This window comes from Bordetella genomosp. 11, from assembly GCF_002261215.1.
GTDB lineage: Bacteria > Pseudomonadota > Gammaproteobacteria > Burkholderiales > Burkholderiaceae_B > Bordetella_C.
In genome coordinates this window covers 1-16,304 of sequence record NZ_NEVS01000004.1, presented here as the reverse complement: position 1 = coordinate 16,304, position 16,304 = coordinate 1, and the positions used below count along the sequence as shown (strand labels likewise).

Here is a 16,304-nt window from a genome sequence, read left to right as displayed (position 1 = left end):
ACCCAGGAGAACCAAGACGCCATGGCACAACAGGCCCCGCGACCCGAGTCGCAACAGGCCGCGCGGGAAAGCGCGCGGCAGGACGACATCTGGGACAGCCATTTCCATGTCTTCGGTCCATGGGATACATATCCCCTGCCGCCGAATCCTTCCTATCGCCCCGCCGAAGCCTCGTTCGATATGGCGCACGCCCTGCACGCCCGCATGGGCGTGACGCGCGGCGTCATTGTCCATGGGGCGAACTACGGGGCCGACCATTCGGCGATGCTGGGCGCGCTGGCCGCCAGCCGTGGCGCCTACCGCGGCATCGCCATCATCGATCCCGACATTCCCGAAGAGACGCTGCGCGCCATGCACGATGCCGGCGTGCGCGGCATCCGCTTCAACGTACTGGCGCATTTGAGCGGCGGCGCGCCGCACATCGATGCCGCGCGCATGCGGGCAACCGTCGCCAGGGTGGCGCCCTATGGCTGGCATGCGCTGGTCCACGCCGGGCCGGCCGACACCATCGCCGTGCTGCAGGCACTGGACGGCTGCGGCGTACCGGTGGTGGTCGACCACATGGCGCGCCTGCCGGCGGATGGCGGCTTGATTAGCGACGCGGGCCAGGCGCTGCTGCGCTGGCTGGAATCGCCCGATGTGTGGGTCAAGGTATCGGGCGCCGATCGCGTCACCGACGGCCAGCCGCACCGGGCGATCGACCAGATGCGGGCGCTGATCGCCGCCGCGCCGGACCGCGTGCTATGGGGTACCGACTGGCCGCACGTCAACGTCAAGTACACGGCGCCGGACGACGGCGCGCTGCTGGACCTGGCGCGGCAAGCCTGCGGCGATGCCGCCACCGCGCACGCACTGCTGACACGCAACCCGGCACGGCTGTACGCCTGACGCCGCGCGGTCGTCCATCGCATTATCTGGAGCCATCACCATGTGGGAACCCGCGCAACGCTACCCGGATCCGGCCGTGCGCAGCCTGACGCCGGCCTTCGACGCCCTGCACCTGCCCCTGGCAGCGGTCGAGCGCATCGCCACCGGCAGCCGCTGGGCCGAAGGCCCGGTCTGGTTCGGCGATGGCCGCTACCTGCTGTGGAGCGACATCCCCAACGACCGCATCCTGCGCTGGGACGAGGCCACCGGGCAGGTCGGCGTATTCCGGCAGCCATCCAATCACGCCAACGGCAACACGCGCGACCGCCAGGGCCGGCTGATCACCTGCGAGCACGGCGGCAGGCGCGTCACACGCACCGAATACGACGGCCGCATCACCGTCCTGGCGGATACCTACGACGGCAAGCGGCTGAATTCTCCCAATGACGTGGTCGTGAGATCCGACGGCTCGATCTGGTTCACGGATCCGCCCTTCGGCATCGCGGGCTATTACCAGGGCGAGAAAGCAGAGCAGGAACTGCCCGCCAACATTTACCGGCTGGATCCCGGCACCGGCCGCCTGGAGGTCGTGGCCGACGACGTCAATGGCCCAAACGGCCTGGCGTTTTCTCCCGACGAAACCACGCTGTACGTCATCGAATCGCGGGCGCGGCCGCGCGCGATCCGGGCCTTCGATGTGACGGCGCAGGGCACGCGCCTGGCGAACAGCCGCGTGCTGGTCGACGCTGGCCCCGGCACGCCGGACGGCTTCCGTGTCGATGTCCACGGCAACCTGTGGTGCGGCTGGGGCATGGGTACGCCGGAGCTGGACGGCGTGCGCGTGTTTTCGCCGCAGGGCGAAGCCATCGGCCACATCGGCCTGCCCGAACGTTGCGCCAATCTGTGCTTCGGCGGCAAGCACCGCAACAGGCTGTTCATGGCTTCCTGCACATCGATCTATTCGCTGTACGTCAATACGCAGGGCGTGGCGGGCGGCTGATGCCCCTGCCCCGCCCTGCGGGGCAGGATCGCGGGGCGGCACGCAGCGGCGCAAGGGCGCGGGCAATGTCCCGCGCCGGCGCCGTGGGCGCTATACTCGGCAAATTATCGATAGATCAACTATTGCCGCCGGAACGACCGCCGCCGGCAAGCCGCCACGCACGAGGACAGGCCGTGACCGCATTTTCCGCATCATCCTCCACAGGATCCGCATCTTCGGCGCAGCGCCCGACCGTGGGCGTTCTGGGCATCGGCATCATGGGATCGGCGATCTCGGCGAACCTCGTCAAGGCGGGGTTCCCCGTGGTGGGCTATGACCCCTTGCCGGCGGCGCGGGCGGCCCTGCAAGCCGCCGGAGCGACGGCGGTCAGCGTCCCGGAGGAGGCGATCGCCGCGGCGCGATTCCTGATTCTGTGCCTGCCCAACGACGCCGCGCTCTGCGACGTATCCCGGCAGATCGCGGCGGCAGGCGCGGAAGGATTGCGGGTCGCCGAAACCAGCACCCTGGCCATTCCAGTTAAACAGCAGGCCGCCGACCTGCTCGCGGCCCGCGGCATCACCCTGCTGGACTGCCCGCTATCGGGCACCGGCGCGCAGGCCGTCAACCGCGATCTCGCCGTCTATGCCAGCGGCGATGCCGCGGCGATCGAAGCCATGCAGGACGTCTTCGACGGCTTCGCGCGCGTGACCTACAACATCGGCGCCTTCGGCAACGGCATGCGCATGAAGCTGATGGCGAATCTGCTGGTGGCCATCCACAATATTTCCGCGGCCGAGGCCTTGCTGATGGGGCACCGCCTGGGGATCGATCTGGATCTCGCCGTCAAGGTGTTGTCCGATGGCGCCGGCGGTTCGCGCATGCTGCAGGTTCGCGGCCCCGCCATGAGCGCGGGCACCTGGGACGAAGCCACCATGAAGGTCTCGACCTGGCAAAAGGACATGAAGCTGATCGGGGCCGCGCTGGCCGACGCCAACGTACCGGCGCCGCTGTTCAGTGCCTGCATACCGGTCTACAACGCCGCCATGGGGATGGGGCATGGCGAATCGGACACCGCGGCCGTCTATGACGTGCTGGAAAAGATGTCGGCGATATCGCGATAGCGATCGCCATGCAAGCGCCGGGGGCGTAGCACCGCCCCGGCTGCCCGGCCGCTAGGACCGTATCGCGCCGACGGCCTCGAACAGGCCGCGTATCGCCGCCGCCTTGATGTTGCGGGTGATGAACACCAGGCGCGAGCCATGGTCCTCGCCGGGCCATTCGTCCAGCGTGACCGGCGGATGCATGATGTGCTGCACGGCCTGCACCACCACCGGCTTGCCTTCCACGTTGACGATACCCTTCACGCGCAACAGGTCCACGCCGCGCATGCTGATCAGCATATCCATCGCCGCCGCGAAGACATCCCAGGTAAAAGGCGCCTCGAAGCGCAGCGCCAGCGTATCGATGCCCGGGTGCCGGGAAGGCACGCGCTCGCCCAGATAACCGCCCTGCTCGCCGTCCGCCGGCGGCTGGTCGAATGCCGTCCCCAGGAATCGCAGCGCGCCTTCCCGCGAACGCGCGCTGGTCAGGCCCAGTCCCGTCAGTTCGGCCGGCTCGATCTGCCCCATGCTGGTATGCCGCACCGCCGCGTTGCCATTGATCTCGCGCAGCGAAGCCATCAGCGCGCGCACGCTGGCCGGCTGCGCCAGATCTTCCTTGGTGATGACCAGCAGATCCGCCACCGCCGCCTGCTTGACGGCCTCGGGTTGGCTCGTGAGTTGTTCGGGCCCGTTCACCGCGTCGACCAGCGTCACCACGCCATCCAGCCTGTACTGGGCGCCCAGCATCGTGTCGCTGGCCAGCGTCTGGATGACGGGCGCGGGGTCGGCCAGGCCGGTGGTTTCTATGACCACGCGGTCGAAATCGGCGATCTGGCCGGCGCGGCGCTGGCCGAACAATTCGCGCAACGTTTCCTGCAAATCAGTGCGCACGGTGCAGCACAGGCAGCCGTTGGCCAGCAGGCTGACGTTTTCCGACGACATGACAACGAGGTCGTTGTCGATGCCGATCTCGCCGACCTCGTTGATCACCACAGCCACCCGGTTCATGTCCGGGTGGGTCAGCAGCCGACGGATCAGCGTGGTCTTGCCGCTGCCCAGAAAGCCGGTGATGAGCGTGACGGGCAACTTGCCCGCCAGGGGATCGCGCTGATATGCCATGCGGGAAGGTCCGGCCGCGCCGGTCAGAGGGTCATCTCGAGAATGTACAGGCCGCCGGAGAAGCGGTCGATCGTGTAGACGATGCGGCGGTCGTCGACGTAGACGTCGTTCAACTGGATGGCGCCGGCCGGCGACAGCTTGGGCGCGCCCGGGACATAGTAGGCGACTTCTTCCACATGATAGGGATCGGTCGTGTCGTAGACCCGCACGCCGCCATTGAAGAACGTGCCGACGATCAAGGTATCCGACTGGAAGGAGACCGGCAGCGGCAGGTTTTCGTGCAGATTGTGCGCGCCGAAGCGGCCGCCGCGCTTGGCGAAGGCTTCCACCGGCGGCATCGGGAAAGTGCCGATGGGCAGCGGATGCGTTTCGGACTTGGCGTTCACCACCCAGACCAGCTTGGGCCAGTCCGCGCCGTCGTCCTGGACGCATTCGTCGCTGACGATCCACAGATCGCGGTCGAACAGCGGCAGCACCGTGTGCGTGAAGCCGTTGTTGGGCGGCGAGTGGTTCCAGCTGGAGACCACCTTGATATTGGATTTGTCGGAGATATCCAGGACGAAGGCACCGCCGTCGATGTAGCCGACATAGGCGCGATCGGGACGCTGGGGATATACGTTGGTGTTGTGCGCGCGAAAGCCCGTATCGAATTTTTCCGGCAGGCGCCGCGGCTGCGGTTCCTTATCGCCGACACGGGTTCCGGGATACCACCAGCGCCCGGCCTCGACCGGCTTGGCGGGGTCGCTGACGTCCACGATGCGGTAGAACTGGTCATCCTTGGGATCGTGCGGCTGGAAATCCGGCGCGCCGGACGCCATGTGCACGGTCTTGCCGTCGACGAACCACAGCGCGTGCACGCCGCGCGAATACGGCCCGGCGCAGTCGAAGTGCGACAGCAGGCGCGGCTGCTCGGGAACCGAGATATCGAACAGGTCGAAGCCGGCGGGCTTCATGCCCGGGGACTGCACCTGATAGGCGACCGCCATCAGGTTGCCGCACACATCCAGGGAGTTGGACCGCACCTTCATATGCGGAAGCTCGGTCTGCACCACCATGCGGGGCTGGCGCGGATCGGTCACGTCGACAGCGGTGAAATTCTTCGGCGCGGATTCGTGCGCCATCCACAGGATGCGGCGGCCGTCGCCGGTCTGCTGCATGGCGATGCCCTCGCCCAGCCCGCCAAAGCCTTCCAGCTCGTGTTGGGCCAATAGTTTCATATTGTGGGCCAGGGTCTGGTCGGCACGGCCGGCCTGGCTGGGACTGCTGAAATTCGCCATGAAATTTCCCGCTGAGGATTCTGTGATTGCTTTCTAATTTATCGATCGATAGTATATCCGCAAAGGCGCCGCATAGAACGGCGCCCTCATATACCACCAGGAGACAAGGAATGTACCCCCAAACCACGGCCCGCATGGCCGCGGCAGCGCTGCTCGCCCTATGGGCCAGCGTCGCCACGGCCGCTTTTCCCGATCGTCCCGTCCACCTTGTCGTGACTTTCCCGCCCGGCGGCGCATCCGACCTGATGGCCCGCATCCTTGGCCAGCGCCTGGGCGATGTCTGGAAGCAACCGGTGATTATCGACAACAAGCCCGGCGCGGCCGGGTCGCTGGGCACCGAGTACGCCGCACGCCAGCCGGCCGACGGCTACACCTTCATGATGGGGAATATGGGGCCGACGCTGGTCAATCCCCTTCTGAGCAAAGTGCCCTACAACATGGAGCGCGACTTCCTACCCGTATCGCTGGTGGCCACCGGCCCCGTGGTGCTGGTGGTGAACCCCAAATCGCCCTACAAGTCGCTGCAGGAAATCATCCAGGCGGCCAAGGCGAAACCGGGCGCGCTGAATTTCGGCTCGGGCGGCGCCGGCACCCTGGCCCATCTGAGCGGAGAAATGCTGGACGAGGCGGCCGGCATCAAGATGCAGCACGTCCCCTACAAAGGCGGTGTCGCGGCGGTCAACGACGTGATGGGCGGCCAGATCGATATGATCTTCGCCGATACCCAGGCCGTGATGCAGTACATCAAGGCGGGCAAGCTGCGGCCGCTGGCCATCACCAGCGCGCAGCGCTTCCCGCAACTGCCCGATGTGCCGACGGTAGCCGAAAGCGGATTGCCGGGCATGGTGGCCTTGAATTCATGGGGCGTTTACCTGCCTGCCCGCACGCCCGCCGATGTGGTGGCCAGCTACCGCGAGGCCATCCGCCGCGCCATGTCCGACCCGGCGCTCGTCAAGCTTTACTATGACCTGGGGGTGGACGCCATGCATACCAGCCCCGAAGAACTGGTACGCTTCAATCGCGCCGAGACCGGCAAATACGCCAAAATCATCAAGGACAACGGCATACGCGTGGATTGAACGCGTCGCCGCACACGGGAAGAATCTCAATGAGCAACGTGCTGCTGGAACAGGCGGACCGCATCGCCGACGAGGCCCTCAAGCAGGGGCGCGAGCGCGGATTCGCACCCTTGACGGTGGCCATCATGGATGCCGGCGGGCACCTGGTGGTCCTCAAGCGCGCCGACCACTCGGGCATCATGCGGCCGCAGCTTGCCATGGCCAAGGCCTGGGGCGTACTGGGCATGGGACTGGGCGGCCGTGAACTGGCGCGCCGGGCCCAGGGCGCGCCAGTGTTTTTCGCCGCCCTGAACACGATCTCCGAAGGTCGGCTGGCGCCCGTGGCGGGCGGCGCGCTGATCCGCGATGCCGCGGGCCATGTGATCGGCTCCATCGGCATTTCCGGCGACACCTCGGATAACGACGAGCTCTGCCTGGTCCCGGCGGTACGCGCGGCGGGCCTGATACCCGATACGGGGGACCCGCTGTAATCGCCATGGCGTCGACCACCAAGTCCACGAAAGCGGCGACATCCTCGCCAGAGAAAAAACCCCGCCTGCGGGCGGCGGAACGCGAGCAGCAGATCCTGCACGGCGCCATCCGCTATTTCTCGGAAAAGGGCTTTGCCGGCCACACGCGCGAGCTCTCGCAGCGGCTGGGCATTACCCAGCCGCTGCTTTACCGGTACTTCAAATCCAAGCAGGACCTGATCGACAAAGTCTATCTGCACGTTTTCATGGGGCGCTGGCAGCCGCAGTGGGTGACGCTGCTGCGCGACCGCTCCGTACCGTTGCAGGAAAGGCTGGCGCGGTTCTACGTCGAATACGCCCGCGCGACCTACCAGCCGGAATGGATACGCATCTATATGTTCGCGGGGCTGGAAAGCAGCGGCCTGAACCGGCGCTATCTGCAATTGATCAAGAAAGAACTGCTCGCGCCCTGCTGCGAGGAATTGCGGCACTACTGCGGCCTTCCGGACGACACGCCGATTTCCGAACAGGAAATCGAGTTCTACTGGACGCTGCACGACGGTCTGTTCTACACCGCGATCCGCGAGACCATCTATCAATCGCCGATGGAAGTTTCCTTCGACGACAAGGTGCGTTACGCGGTAGAGAATTTCCTCGCCGGGGCCCGTAGCGTGTATCCGCGGCTGGTCAGCGCCGAACGCGAGGCCGCGGGCGCCGCCGCGCCGGCCAAACGGCGGCGCGCCGAAACCGCACGCCCGGTATCGGGCCGCTAAGCGCCCGCGGGCGTACAGGTAGCGGATCTGGGAACGTGAGGAAGGCGGGGTTGCCTCGCCCGCCCTGCCTTGCCGGCAGAATCACCGGTCCAGCGTTTCCGTCCCCGACGGCCCGCGCAGTTCGTCCGTGCCATCCGCCAGGGTGACGAAAAGCGGCGGTGCCGACATCGAATGCACCGAGGCTTCCGCCGCGCTGTCGGGTAGTTCGCGGAACAGGCCGTCCACGTACAGGAAAGTCAGCTGGGCGGCCAGATGTCGCAGCGCGGCGCCCAGGTCCGGCAGATCCTGCCCCTGGATGCTACCCTGGTCCAGACGGTAGCCGTAGCGCCCGCCTTCTTCGAACAGATCGCCCACCTCGACGACTTTCCCCGCGGCATTCTGGATGTAAAGCCGGCCTGCCGCCGCCGATAAGGCGAACTGGTGCGCCGCGGGCGATCCGTCCCGCAGCTGCTTCGCGTCCATGGGGGTTTCCACGCCAAGCTCCATCGCCAGTCCGCGCATCGTGTCTTTCAAGGTGTTCATCGCGCATCTCCAATAGCCCGGAATGGGGCCGCAATCGGCATTCCCGACGCGGGCATGCGGATTGCTTGTTAGCCCCGCCGCCTGCTCATCCGTAGCCGCGGCGCCATCCCCCGGAGCATTACCATGACCGACCAGCCACGCATCACCGAAGGTTCGCCATTTCCCCTGGGCGCGACCTGGGACGGCGAAGGCGTGAACTTCGCCCTGTTCTCCGCCCACGCCACCCGGGTGGAGGTCTGCCTGTTCGACCCCACCGGCCAGAAGCAAATCGAATGCATCGAACTGCCCGAATTTACCGACGAGGTCTGGCACGTCCATGTGCGCGGCCTCCAGCCGGGCACCGTGTACGGCTACCGCGTGCATGGCCCCTACGACCCCGAGAACGGTCATCGCTTCAATCCGCACAAGCTGCTTCTGGATCCCTACGCCAAGGCCTACGTCGGCGAACTCAAATGGGACCCCGCGGTATTCGGCTATACCCTGGGCGCCGAGGATGGCGACCTGACCTTCGACGAACGCGATAGCGCCCCTTTCGTACCCAAATGCCAGGTCGTCGACCAGCGCTTCAGCTGGGAACACCCGACACGCGTGCGCGTCCCCTGGGAACAGACCATCTTCTACGAGACCCACGCGCGCGGCTACACCAAACGCCACCCCGCGGTGCCGGAATCCTTGCGCGGCACCTTCGCGGGCCTCGGACATAAGGCGGTGATCGACCACATCAAATCCCTGGGCGTGACATCGGTGGAACTGCTGCCCATCCATGCCTTCGTCAACGACAGCCATTTGCTGGACAAAGGTCTGACGAATTATTGGGGCTACAACACCATCGGTTTCTTCGCCCCGGACCCGCGCTATTTCGCCAAGGGCTCCGGCGAGATCGCCGAACTGAAGCAGATGATCGACCACTTCCATGAAGCGAACCTGGAAGTCGTCCTGGACGTGGTCTACAACCATACGGCCGAGGGCAGCGAACTCGGGCCGACGCTATCCTTCCGCGGTATCGACAACGCCTCGTACTACCGCCTGCTGCCGGACCAGAAGCGGTACTACATCAACGATACGGGCACGGGCAATACGCTGAACCTGTCCCATCCGCGCGTGCTGCAGATGGTCATGGACAGCCTGCGCTACTGGGTCACCGAGATGAACGTCGACGGCTTCCGCTTCGACCTGGCCACCATCCTGGGTCGCGAGCCAGGCGGCTTCGACTATGAAAGCGGCTTCCTGAAGGCCTGCCGGCAGGATCCCATCCTGTCCAGCGTCAAGCTGATCGCCGAGCCCTGGGACTGCGGACCCGGCGGCTACCAGGTGGGCGGTTTTCCGCCGGGATGGGCGGAATGGAACGACCGGTTCCGCGACTGCGTGCGCGGCTACTGGAAAGGGGACGAAGGCGTCGTGGCCGAACTGGCGGCGCGCATTACCGCTTCAGGCGACAAGTTCAACCACAACGGGCGCCGGCCCTGGGCCAGCGTCAACTTCATCACCGCCCACGACGGTTTCACCCTGCACGATTTGGTCTCGTACAACGACAAGCACAACGAGGCCAATGGCGAGGAGAACCGCGACGGTCATTCCGACAACCGCTCGTGGAACTGCGGCGTGGAAGGCCCGACCGACGACGCCGATATCCGCGCGCTGCGCGAACGCCAGAAGCGCAATATGCTGGCCACGCTGCTGTTCTCGCAGGGCACGCCCATGCTGCTGGCCGGCGATGAATTCGGGCGCACCCAGCAGGGCAACAACAATGCCTATTGCCAGGACAACGAAATCAGCTGGGTGGACTGGAACATCGGCGAGGAAGGACAGGCGCTGATCGAATTCACGCGCAAGCTGACCACGCTGCGCCATACGCTGCCGGTACTGCGGCGGGGGCGTTTCCTGACGGGGGAATACGACGACCTGCTGGACGTGGCGGATGTGCGCTGGATCAGCCCGGCGGGCGTCGACATCGCCGAGGAACAGTGGGCCGATCCGGGCATGCGCTGCTTCGGCCTGATCATCGATGGCCGCGCGCGGGCCACCGGCATCCGCCGGCCCGCGTCCGACGCGACCTTGATGCTGGTATTCAATGCCTACCACGACATCGTCGAGTTCAAGGTGCCGGAGATCCCCGGCAGCGATCAGTGGACATGCATGATCGATACGAACGCGCCTGTCCGCACGGAGCTGCCCAGCTATGGATCGGGAGATATCTACCAGGTCACCGGTCGTTCGCTGCTGCTGTTCACCCTGCAAACCAAGGGACAGACGGGACGGGTGCTGGAGAACCTGGAAGAAGCGATGACGGACGACGAGGCGCCGGCCAAGTAATACCGGCAGCACAAGGGCGGCTCGCGCCGCCCTTGTGCCCGCAAGGCGCCGTACCGGCGGTACGGCGCCCCGCGGATTGCCGCTTATGCGGCAAAAGGATCAGGGCTGGTCGTTCTTCTTGATGTCTTCGCGCGCGTCGCCGACGGCCTTCTGCGCCTTGCCCACACCCTGCTGGACGTCGCCCTTGAGCTCCTGGCTCTTGTTGCCGGTCACCTTGCCGACCGTCTCGTTGACCTTGCCCTTGACCTGTTCGCCCACGCCCTTCACTTGGTCTTTGTTCATCGCTGTGCTCCTGTCAAAACACGCCGGAATTGGCGCAACGATCACAGTTCAGCAAAGACCGTGCCCGGCAGTGGACAGGGGGCCCGCGGCCTTTCCAGCGATCCGTCGCGCCGGCGCGTCATGGATGAGTAGCGATGGAAATCATCACAGCCCCTCGCGGGACAAGCGCGTGCGCGTGTGCGCCGCGATGTCCTTCAGCCACGGTTGCCTTTTCCAATGGTCCGCGGCGTAGCGGTCGATCTGCTCGCGGTAGGTCAGGGACAGGCCGATGCTATCCAGGCCCTCGAGGAACATGCGCTTATGCCGCGGCACCAGTTCGAAGTCCGTCCGCACGGATCGGCTTTGCAGCGTCTGCGTGGCGATATCGATCGTGACGGCGTTATGCGCGGGATCGTCCGCATCGGACATCAGCCTCGCGATATCGTCGGCCGGCAAGGCGACCAGCAGCAGCCGGTTGTTCATCGCATTGGAATGGAAAATTTCCGCGAAGCTGGGGGCGACCACGGCCCGGATGCCGAACTGCTGAAGGCCCCACACCGCATGCTCGCGGCTGGATCCGCAGCCGAAGTTCGATCCCCCGATCAGGACCGACACGCCGGCATAGGCGTCCCGGTTCAGCACGAAATCCGGACAGGGCCGGCCCTGCGGGTCGTAGCGCAGATCGTAAAGCAGTCCGTCCTTCAAGCCTGACTTGTCGATGCCCCGCAGAAACTGCTTGGGCATGATCTGGTCGGTGTCCAGGTTTTCGATGCGCAGGGCCGCCGCGCGGCCTTCGATGCGGGCGGTGTGGGTCATTGTGCCTGCTCCTTCAATTCGCGTACGTCCATGATGCGGCCGGCGGTCGCGGCCGCCGCCGCCATTGCCGGGCTCATGAGATGGGTAATGGCGCCCCTGCCCTGGCGGCCCTCGAAATTGCGGTTCGTCGTCGACGCGCAACGCACGCCCTCTTCCAACACATCATCGTTCATGGCCAGGCACATCGAACAACCGGCATTGCGCCATTCGAAACCTGCCTCGATGAAGACCTTGTCCAGCCCTTCGGCTTCCGCGGCCGCCTTCACCGCCCCCGACCCGGGCACCACCATCGCCCGCACGCCCGCGGCGACGCGGCGGCCGCGCGCGACGGCGGCGGCGGCACGAAGATCCTCGATGCGGCCGTTGGTGCAAGAGCCGATGAAGACGTGCTGCACCGGCGTTCCGGCAATGGCGGCGCCGGCGGGCAGGCGGGTGTATTCCATGGCCCGTGCGGCGCTGCCGCGCGCCACCGCGTCCTGCACCTGGTCCAGATGCGGCACGTGGCCGTCGATGGCGATGACCTGGTCCGGGCTGGTGCCCCAGGTGACCTGCGGCGCGATCGTGCCGGCATCGATGCGGTGGACCGCATCGAAATGCGCCCCTTCGTCGGTACGCAGGTCGCGCCAGGCTTCCAGCGCGGCCTGCCTGTGCGGTCCGGCCAGATCCGGGGCGCGCGCCATGACGTAGTCGATGGCCTTTTGGTCGGGCGCGACCAGCGCGCCGCGCGCGCCGGCCTCCACGAGCATGTTGCACAGCGTGAAGCGCGCCTCGATGGAAAGCGCTTCCACCGCGCTGCCGCTGTATTCGACCACGTACCCGCGCGCGCCCTGGGCGCCGATCCGCCCGACGATGGCCAGCACCAGGTCCTTGCTCGTGACGCCGAACGGCAGCTGGCCGTCGATACGGATCTGCATGGTCTTCGCCACGCGATAGACCAGGGTTTGCGTGGCCAGGACATGTTCCACTTCGGTCGTGCCGATGCCGAAGCCCAGCGCCCCCAGCGCGCCGTAAGTCGTCGTATGGCTGTCGCCGCAGATGACCACCATGCCGGGCCGGATCATGCCGTGTTCCGGGGCCACCACGTGCTCGATGCCCTGCAAGGCATCGTTGGTGTCGAACAGCGGAATATCGAAGGCATCGCAGTTTCTCTTCAGGTTACTGGCCTGAAGCGCCGAGGCGGCGTCGGCAATCACCCTTACCTTGCCCGGATGGGTGGGAATGATGTGGCTGACCGTGGCCACATTCTGCCCGGGCATGGCCACGGTGCGCCCCGCGTCGCGCAGTCCCGCGAAAGCCTGGGGACTGGTGTACTCGTTCATCAGGTGCAGGTCGCAGAAAAGCAGGACGTTCTGTTCGTCCAGCGTTGCCACCGTGTGGGTATCCAGCAGTTTCTGGTAAAGCGTTCGTGGGGACATGTGAGCCAGGGGTAGGAAGGACATGAAGGACGGCAAGCGGGCTCACTGCATCGTGATGCCGCTTTCCTTGATGAGTTTTGCCCACTGGGGCATTTCGGTTTCCAGGCGCGTGCGCGCCTGGGCGGGCGACGACGGCGTGGCCTCGAAGCCTTCGCGCGTCATGCGGTCCACCATCGCGGGCGATGCCAGCACATGGGCCAGCGTTTCGTTCAGCTTGTCGATGACCGGCTTGGGCGTATTCGCCGGGGCGAACACCATGAACCAGGTCTCGAAGGCATAGCCCGGCAATCCGGCTTCGGCGATGGCGGGTACGTCCGGCATCAGGGGCGAACGCTTGCTTCCGGTGACGCCCAGCGCGCGCACCTTGCCGGCCTCGACCTGCCCGCGCGCGGCGGATAGGACCGGGAAACACAACTGGACCTGTCCGCCGATCGTATCGATCAGGGCCGGGCCGCCGCCACGATAGGGAATGTGGACGATATCCACGCCGGCCACGGAGGTGAACAGCGCGGCCGCCATATGGAAGGTGCTGCCGGGGCCGGCGGAGGCGTAGCTGAGCTTGCCCGGTTCGCGTTTCGCCAGATCGACCAGTTCCCTGACGCTCTTGGCGGGCACCTGGTCGTTGACGACGAGCACGTGCTGCGACGACGCCACCATGCCGATGGGCGCAAGGTCCTTCAATGTGTCGTAGGGCATGCTGGAGAACAACGCCGGATTGATCGCCAGCGAGACCGACTGCACGCCGATGGTGTAGCCGTCGGCCGCGGCTTTCGCCACGGCATCCACGCCGACATTGCCGCCGGCGCCACCCCGGTTTTCGATCACGATGGGACGGCCCAGTGTCCTGGCCCATTCGTCGCTGATCATGCGGGCGACGATGTCGACGCTTCCGCCCGGGGCGTAGGGGACGATCAGCTTGACCGGACGTTCCGGATATTGCGCCGCGGCCGATGCGCAGATGAACAGTGAGGAAATCAGGGTGAGAAAGCGACGGCTGAACATGGTTTGTCTCCCGTTGTGGTTTCTTGTGTGCTTGAATGTTAATAGTGAATTAATCTCCTATAGTGTCATTCAAATTAGTTGTTCATTTCTTTTGAGTTAACAATGAGTGCGCTTTCGGACCTGGAGTTTTTCTCCCTCGTCGCCAAACACAGCAACCTGCGGGAAGTCGCGCAACACCTGGGAATCACGCCCCCCGCCGTCAGCAAGCGCCTGGCGGCACTGGAGCGGCGGCTGGGGGTGCGCCTTCTGCAACGCACGACCCGGCGCGCCAGCCTGACGCCGGAAGGAGAAACCTATCTGGTCGAAGGGGCCAGGGTGCTGGAGGACCTGGAGGCGCTGGAGCGCAAGGTCGCCGGCGCGCGGGCGATGCCGCGCGGAATCCTGCGCGTGGTCAGCACCTTGGGATTCGGCCGTCGGCACGTCGCGCCTGCCCTGTCGGCCTTCGCGCGGCGCTATCCCGAAGTCGAAGTCCAGCTGACGCTGACCGACCGGCCCGTGAACATGATCGAACAGGGCTACGACCTGCAGATTCGCGTCGGCGAGTTACCCGATTCGACATTGACGGCCAGGCTGCTGGCCCATAACCGCCGCGTGCTGGGCGCGGCCAGGACCTACCTGGCCAGGCACGGCCAGCCTGCCAGCCCGCGCGAGCTGGCGCGGCACGCCTGCCTGTTCATACAGGAAAGCGACGAGACCTTCGGCACCTGGCACCTGCGGTCAGGCACGCATGCGGAAACCGTAAAGGTCCGTGGCCCGCTCGCCTGCAACGATGGCGAATGCGTCGTGGGCTGGGCGCTGGACGGACACGGCATCCTGATGCGCTCGCTATGGGAGATCGCCCCATTGCTGCGATCCGGCAGGCTGCGGCGCGTCCTGCCCAAATGGGACCCGCCGCCCGCGGATATCTATGCGGTCTTTCCCACGCGCAGCCATCTTTCTGCGAAAACCCGCGCCCTTGTCGATTTTCTGATGGAGGCTTTCGAACCGCACCGCCGCGATCGGGACGGACAGTGGTAGCACGGCAAACCATCGCCTTGCGGGCTTGGCCGCCTGGCAAGGACGAATGGCCCGCCCTACACGATTCGAACCAGGATAGGAAACTGAGTGGTTTTAGGCATTTCTTACTCGATTTCTTACTCAAAAAGCGTAGATTGGCTGGATGTAACTGGACTACTCTGGACCGTTGGTCGCGTCGTCGACAACCACGTAGGCCAACTGCCGTTGATGCTTGATCGCCAGCAGTAGCACCTGGGTATCCGAATGCGCGTACAGCACGGTGTGCTGATCCACCACGTACTCACGAAGCTCCGGCATCCCGGTCTGCTTTGCCAAATCCAACACGGGCGCAAGTCTCAAGCGTGCCTGGGCGGACCTGGTTGCGTGAAACCTGGCGGGCCGTCCACTGGCGGGCGACCACGCCAGAATGTCCATCATCTCGCTCAGCTTTGCACGCAGTTTAGCTGCCCTGCGCCCTGCGGAATCCTCATCCTGCTCGACGAAGAACTCCCTTGCTACTTCAAGACCACGATGAAAGTTTGGAACCGCCTCAACGCTGACATTCACCGGCAACGCCATTTAGTCCAGCGCCTTCAAGATGTCTTCGCGCGGGATGCGCTTGCCTTCTAAGTATTCACGCAAGCCGACCTCCGCCTCGTTCAACAACACCAAGGCTGCATGCTCTTCTTCAAGCGCATGGTAGTAGTCGAGCTTGCGAGCATCGACGATAGCCACATGCGCCGCGCCATTCTTGGTCAGAATCTTTTCTGCCCCGGCGACGACTTCATCGGACAGCTCGGTCAGACGAGCGCGGGCTTCGCTGATGGGAACGATGTCTTGTGCAGAGAAGCTCATAGCGCACCTCTTTAATAAATTCATTAAAGAATAGCGTAACATACGGGTTCAGGGCAAAACAACCACTGCGCGGGCAGATTTCTTCTCATGCACGCGTTTCTTATCCCTTCTCACTTACAAGCTCCAACTCAAATCCCCCCGGTCTCTGGGCTACCCGCCTCAGTGGAATGTCCATTGCTTTGCATAGTTCCTTCATGACAGCTTCGTCATCAGTAGCCGTCATAGAGCCAAGAATTACAGCGCTGGGTTTCGGCATGGGTTGCTCGGCGTTGGCATAGGAAGGCCCCAGCGGGACGATGATTCGCCACTCCTTCTCATAGGACCAATCCTTTTGCTTGATTAAGCACATATAGATGACCTGCCCCCTCCCAGCCGTACCAGCGTAATGGCAGCGAAGTCCGTCAACTTGGAGAATGACGGACATGAGAAAGAGCAGATTTACCGAGGAGCAGATCATCGGTTTCATCAAGCAGGCCGAGGC

18 protein-coding genes are annotated in these 16,304 nt (G+C 64.9%); 8 read left to right on the top strand and 10 right to left on the bottom strand.

Translation table 11 applies throughout. The annotated features are described in order from the left end of the window. Positions 1–21 precede the first annotated feature (21 nt). The 3 genes from CAL28_RS07720 to CAL28_RS07710 all read left to right on the top strand — a co-directional run bounded on the left by CAL28_RS07720 (position 22) and on the right by CAL28_RS07710 (position 2,967). Entirely contained in the window at positions 22–888 is an 867-nt protein-coding gene (locus CAL28_RS07720) for an amidohydrolase family protein (protein ID WP_094840866.1), read from the top strand. Positions 889–928: 40 nt separating this feature from the next. Next, positions 929–1,867: an SMP-30/gluconolactonase/LRE family protein gene (locus tag CAL28_RS07715; RefSeq protein WP_094840865.1), complete on the top strand. Its 939-nt coding sequence runs from the start codon at positions 929–931 to the stop codon at positions 1,865–1,867. A 173-nt stretch (positions 1,868–2,040) separates the two neighbouring features. After that, positions 2,041–2,967, top strand: coding sequence for an NAD(P)-dependent oxidoreductase (locus tag CAL28_RS07710; RefSeq protein WP_176463920.1), 927 nt, complete (start codon positions 2,041–2,043; stop codon positions 2,965–2,967). Positions 2,968–3,018: 51 nt separating this feature from the next. Here CAL28_RS07710 and CAL28_RS07705 read toward each other — a convergent pair whose 3' ends face one another. Both CAL28_RS07705 and CAL28_RS07700 read right to left on the bottom strand, forming a co-directional pair. Next, complete coding sequence (locus tag CAL28_RS07705; RefSeq protein ID WP_094840863.1) at positions 3,019–4,065, bottom strand: CobW family GTP-binding protein; 1,047 nt, start codon at positions 4,063–4,065, stop codon at positions 3,019–3,021. 23 nt (positions 4,066–4,088) lie between these two features. Next, positions 4,089–5,342, bottom strand: coding sequence for an LVIVD repeat-containing protein (locus CAL28_RS07700; RefSeq protein WP_217906548.1), 1,254 nt, complete (start codon positions 5,340–5,342; stop codon positions 4,089–4,091). Positions 5,343–5,452: 110 nt separating this feature from the next. Here CAL28_RS07700 and CAL28_RS07695 point away from each other — a divergent pair, with 110 nt between their 5' ends. Genes CAL28_RS07695 through CAL28_RS07685 form a run of 3 tightly spaced genes read left to right on the top strand, consistent with a single transcriptional unit; the run spans position 5,453 to position 7,643 of the window. Then, positions 5,453–6,421 (top strand): Bug family tripartite tricarboxylate transporter substrate binding protein, encoded by a 969-nt coding sequence (locus CAL28_RS07695; protein WP_094840862.1) that lies wholly within the window; start codon positions 5,453–5,455, stop codon positions 6,419–6,421. Positions 6,422–6,450: 29 nt separating this feature from the next. Continuing rightward, positions 6,451–6,891 carry a GlcG/HbpS family heme-binding protein gene (locus CAL28_RS07690; protein WP_094840861.1) on the top strand — a complete coding sequence of 147 codons (441 nt, stop codon included), beginning with the start codon at positions 6,451–6,453 and terminating at the stop codon, positions 6,889–6,891. Between the two features lie 5 nt (positions 6,892–6,896). Beyond that, on the top strand, positions 6,897–7,643 hold the full coding sequence (locus CAL28_RS07685) for a TetR/AcrR family transcriptional regulator (protein ID WP_094840860.1): 747 nt from the start codon (positions 6,897–6,899) through the stop codon (positions 7,641–7,643). 81 nt (positions 7,644–7,724) lie between these two features. Here the strand turns inward: CAL28_RS07685 and CAL28_RS07680 are convergent, their stop codons facing one another. Then, positions 7,725–8,165 (bottom strand): hypothetical protein, encoded by a 441-nt coding sequence (locus CAL28_RS07680; RefSeq protein WP_094840859.1) that lies wholly within the window; start codon positions 8,163–8,165, stop codon positions 7,725–7,727. 123 nt (positions 8,166–8,288) lie between these two features. On the opposite strand from CAL28_RS07680, the gene glgX reads away from it, so the two are divergent. Further along, positions 8,289–10,478, top strand: a complete 2,190-nt coding sequence (gene glgX, locus CAL28_RS07675) for a glycogen debranching protein GlgX (RefSeq protein ID WP_094840858.1) — start codon at positions 8,289–8,291, stop codon at positions 10,476–10,478. A 99-nt stretch (positions 10,479–10,577) separates the two neighbouring features. Here the strand turns inward: glgX and CAL28_RS07670 are convergent, their stop codons facing one another. The 4 genes from CAL28_RS07670 to CAL28_RS07655 all read right to left on the bottom strand — a co-directional run bounded on the left by CAL28_RS07670 (position 10,578) and on the right by CAL28_RS07655 (position 13,972). Next, the gene (locus CAL28_RS07670; protein WP_094840857.1) at positions 10,578–10,760 is read right to left on the bottom strand and encodes a CsbD family protein; all 183 of its coding nucleotides are present in this window, start codon (positions 10,758–10,760) and stop codon (positions 10,578–10,580) included. Positions 10,761–10,904: 144 nt separating this feature from the next. Further along, positions 10,905–11,555, bottom strand: a complete 651-nt coding sequence (leuD, locus tag CAL28_RS07665; protein WP_094840856.1) for a 3-isopropylmalate dehydratase small subunit — start codon at positions 11,553–11,555, stop codon at positions 10,905–10,907. Then, a complete protein-coding gene (gene leuC, locus CAL28_RS07660) occupies positions 11,552–12,970 on the bottom strand; it encodes a 3-isopropylmalate dehydratase large subunit (RefSeq protein WP_094844470.1) in 1,419 nt (472 codons plus the stop codon). Before leuC ends, leuD begins: the two co-directional genes overlap by 4 nt. A gap of 42 nt (positions 12,971–13,012) precedes the next feature. Then, the gene (locus CAL28_RS07655) at positions 13,013–13,972 is read right to left on the bottom strand and encodes a tripartite tricarboxylate transporter substrate binding protein (RefSeq protein ID WP_094840855.1); all 960 of its coding nucleotides are present in this window, start codon (positions 13,970–13,972) and stop codon (positions 13,013–13,015) included. Positions 13,973–14,074: 102 nt separating this feature from the next. On the opposite strand from CAL28_RS07655, the gene CAL28_RS07650 reads away from it, so the two are divergent. Next, entirely contained in the window at positions 14,075–14,989 is a 915-nt protein-coding gene (locus tag CAL28_RS07650; RefSeq protein WP_094840854.1) for a LysR family transcriptional regulator, read from the top strand. Positions 14,990–15,142: 153 nt separating this feature from the next. Here the strand turns inward: CAL28_RS07650 and CAL28_RS07645 are convergent, their stop codons facing one another. The 3 genes from CAL28_RS07645 to CAL28_RS29905 all read right to left on the bottom strand — a co-directional run. Further along, entirely contained in the window at positions 15,143–15,547 is a 405-nt protein-coding gene (locus CAL28_RS07645) for a hypothetical protein (protein ID WP_094840853.1), read from the bottom strand. Then, on the bottom strand, positions 15,548–15,823 hold the full coding sequence (locus CAL28_RS07640) for a type II toxin-antitoxin system Phd/YefM family antitoxin (protein WP_094840852.1): 276 nt from the start codon (positions 15,821–15,823) through the stop codon (positions 15,548–15,550). Between the two features lie 100 nt (positions 15,824–15,923). Then, the coding region (locus CAL28_RS29905; protein ID WP_217906547.1) for a DUF2971 domain-containing protein at positions 15,924–16,304 on the bottom strand (381 nt) is incomplete at its 5' end.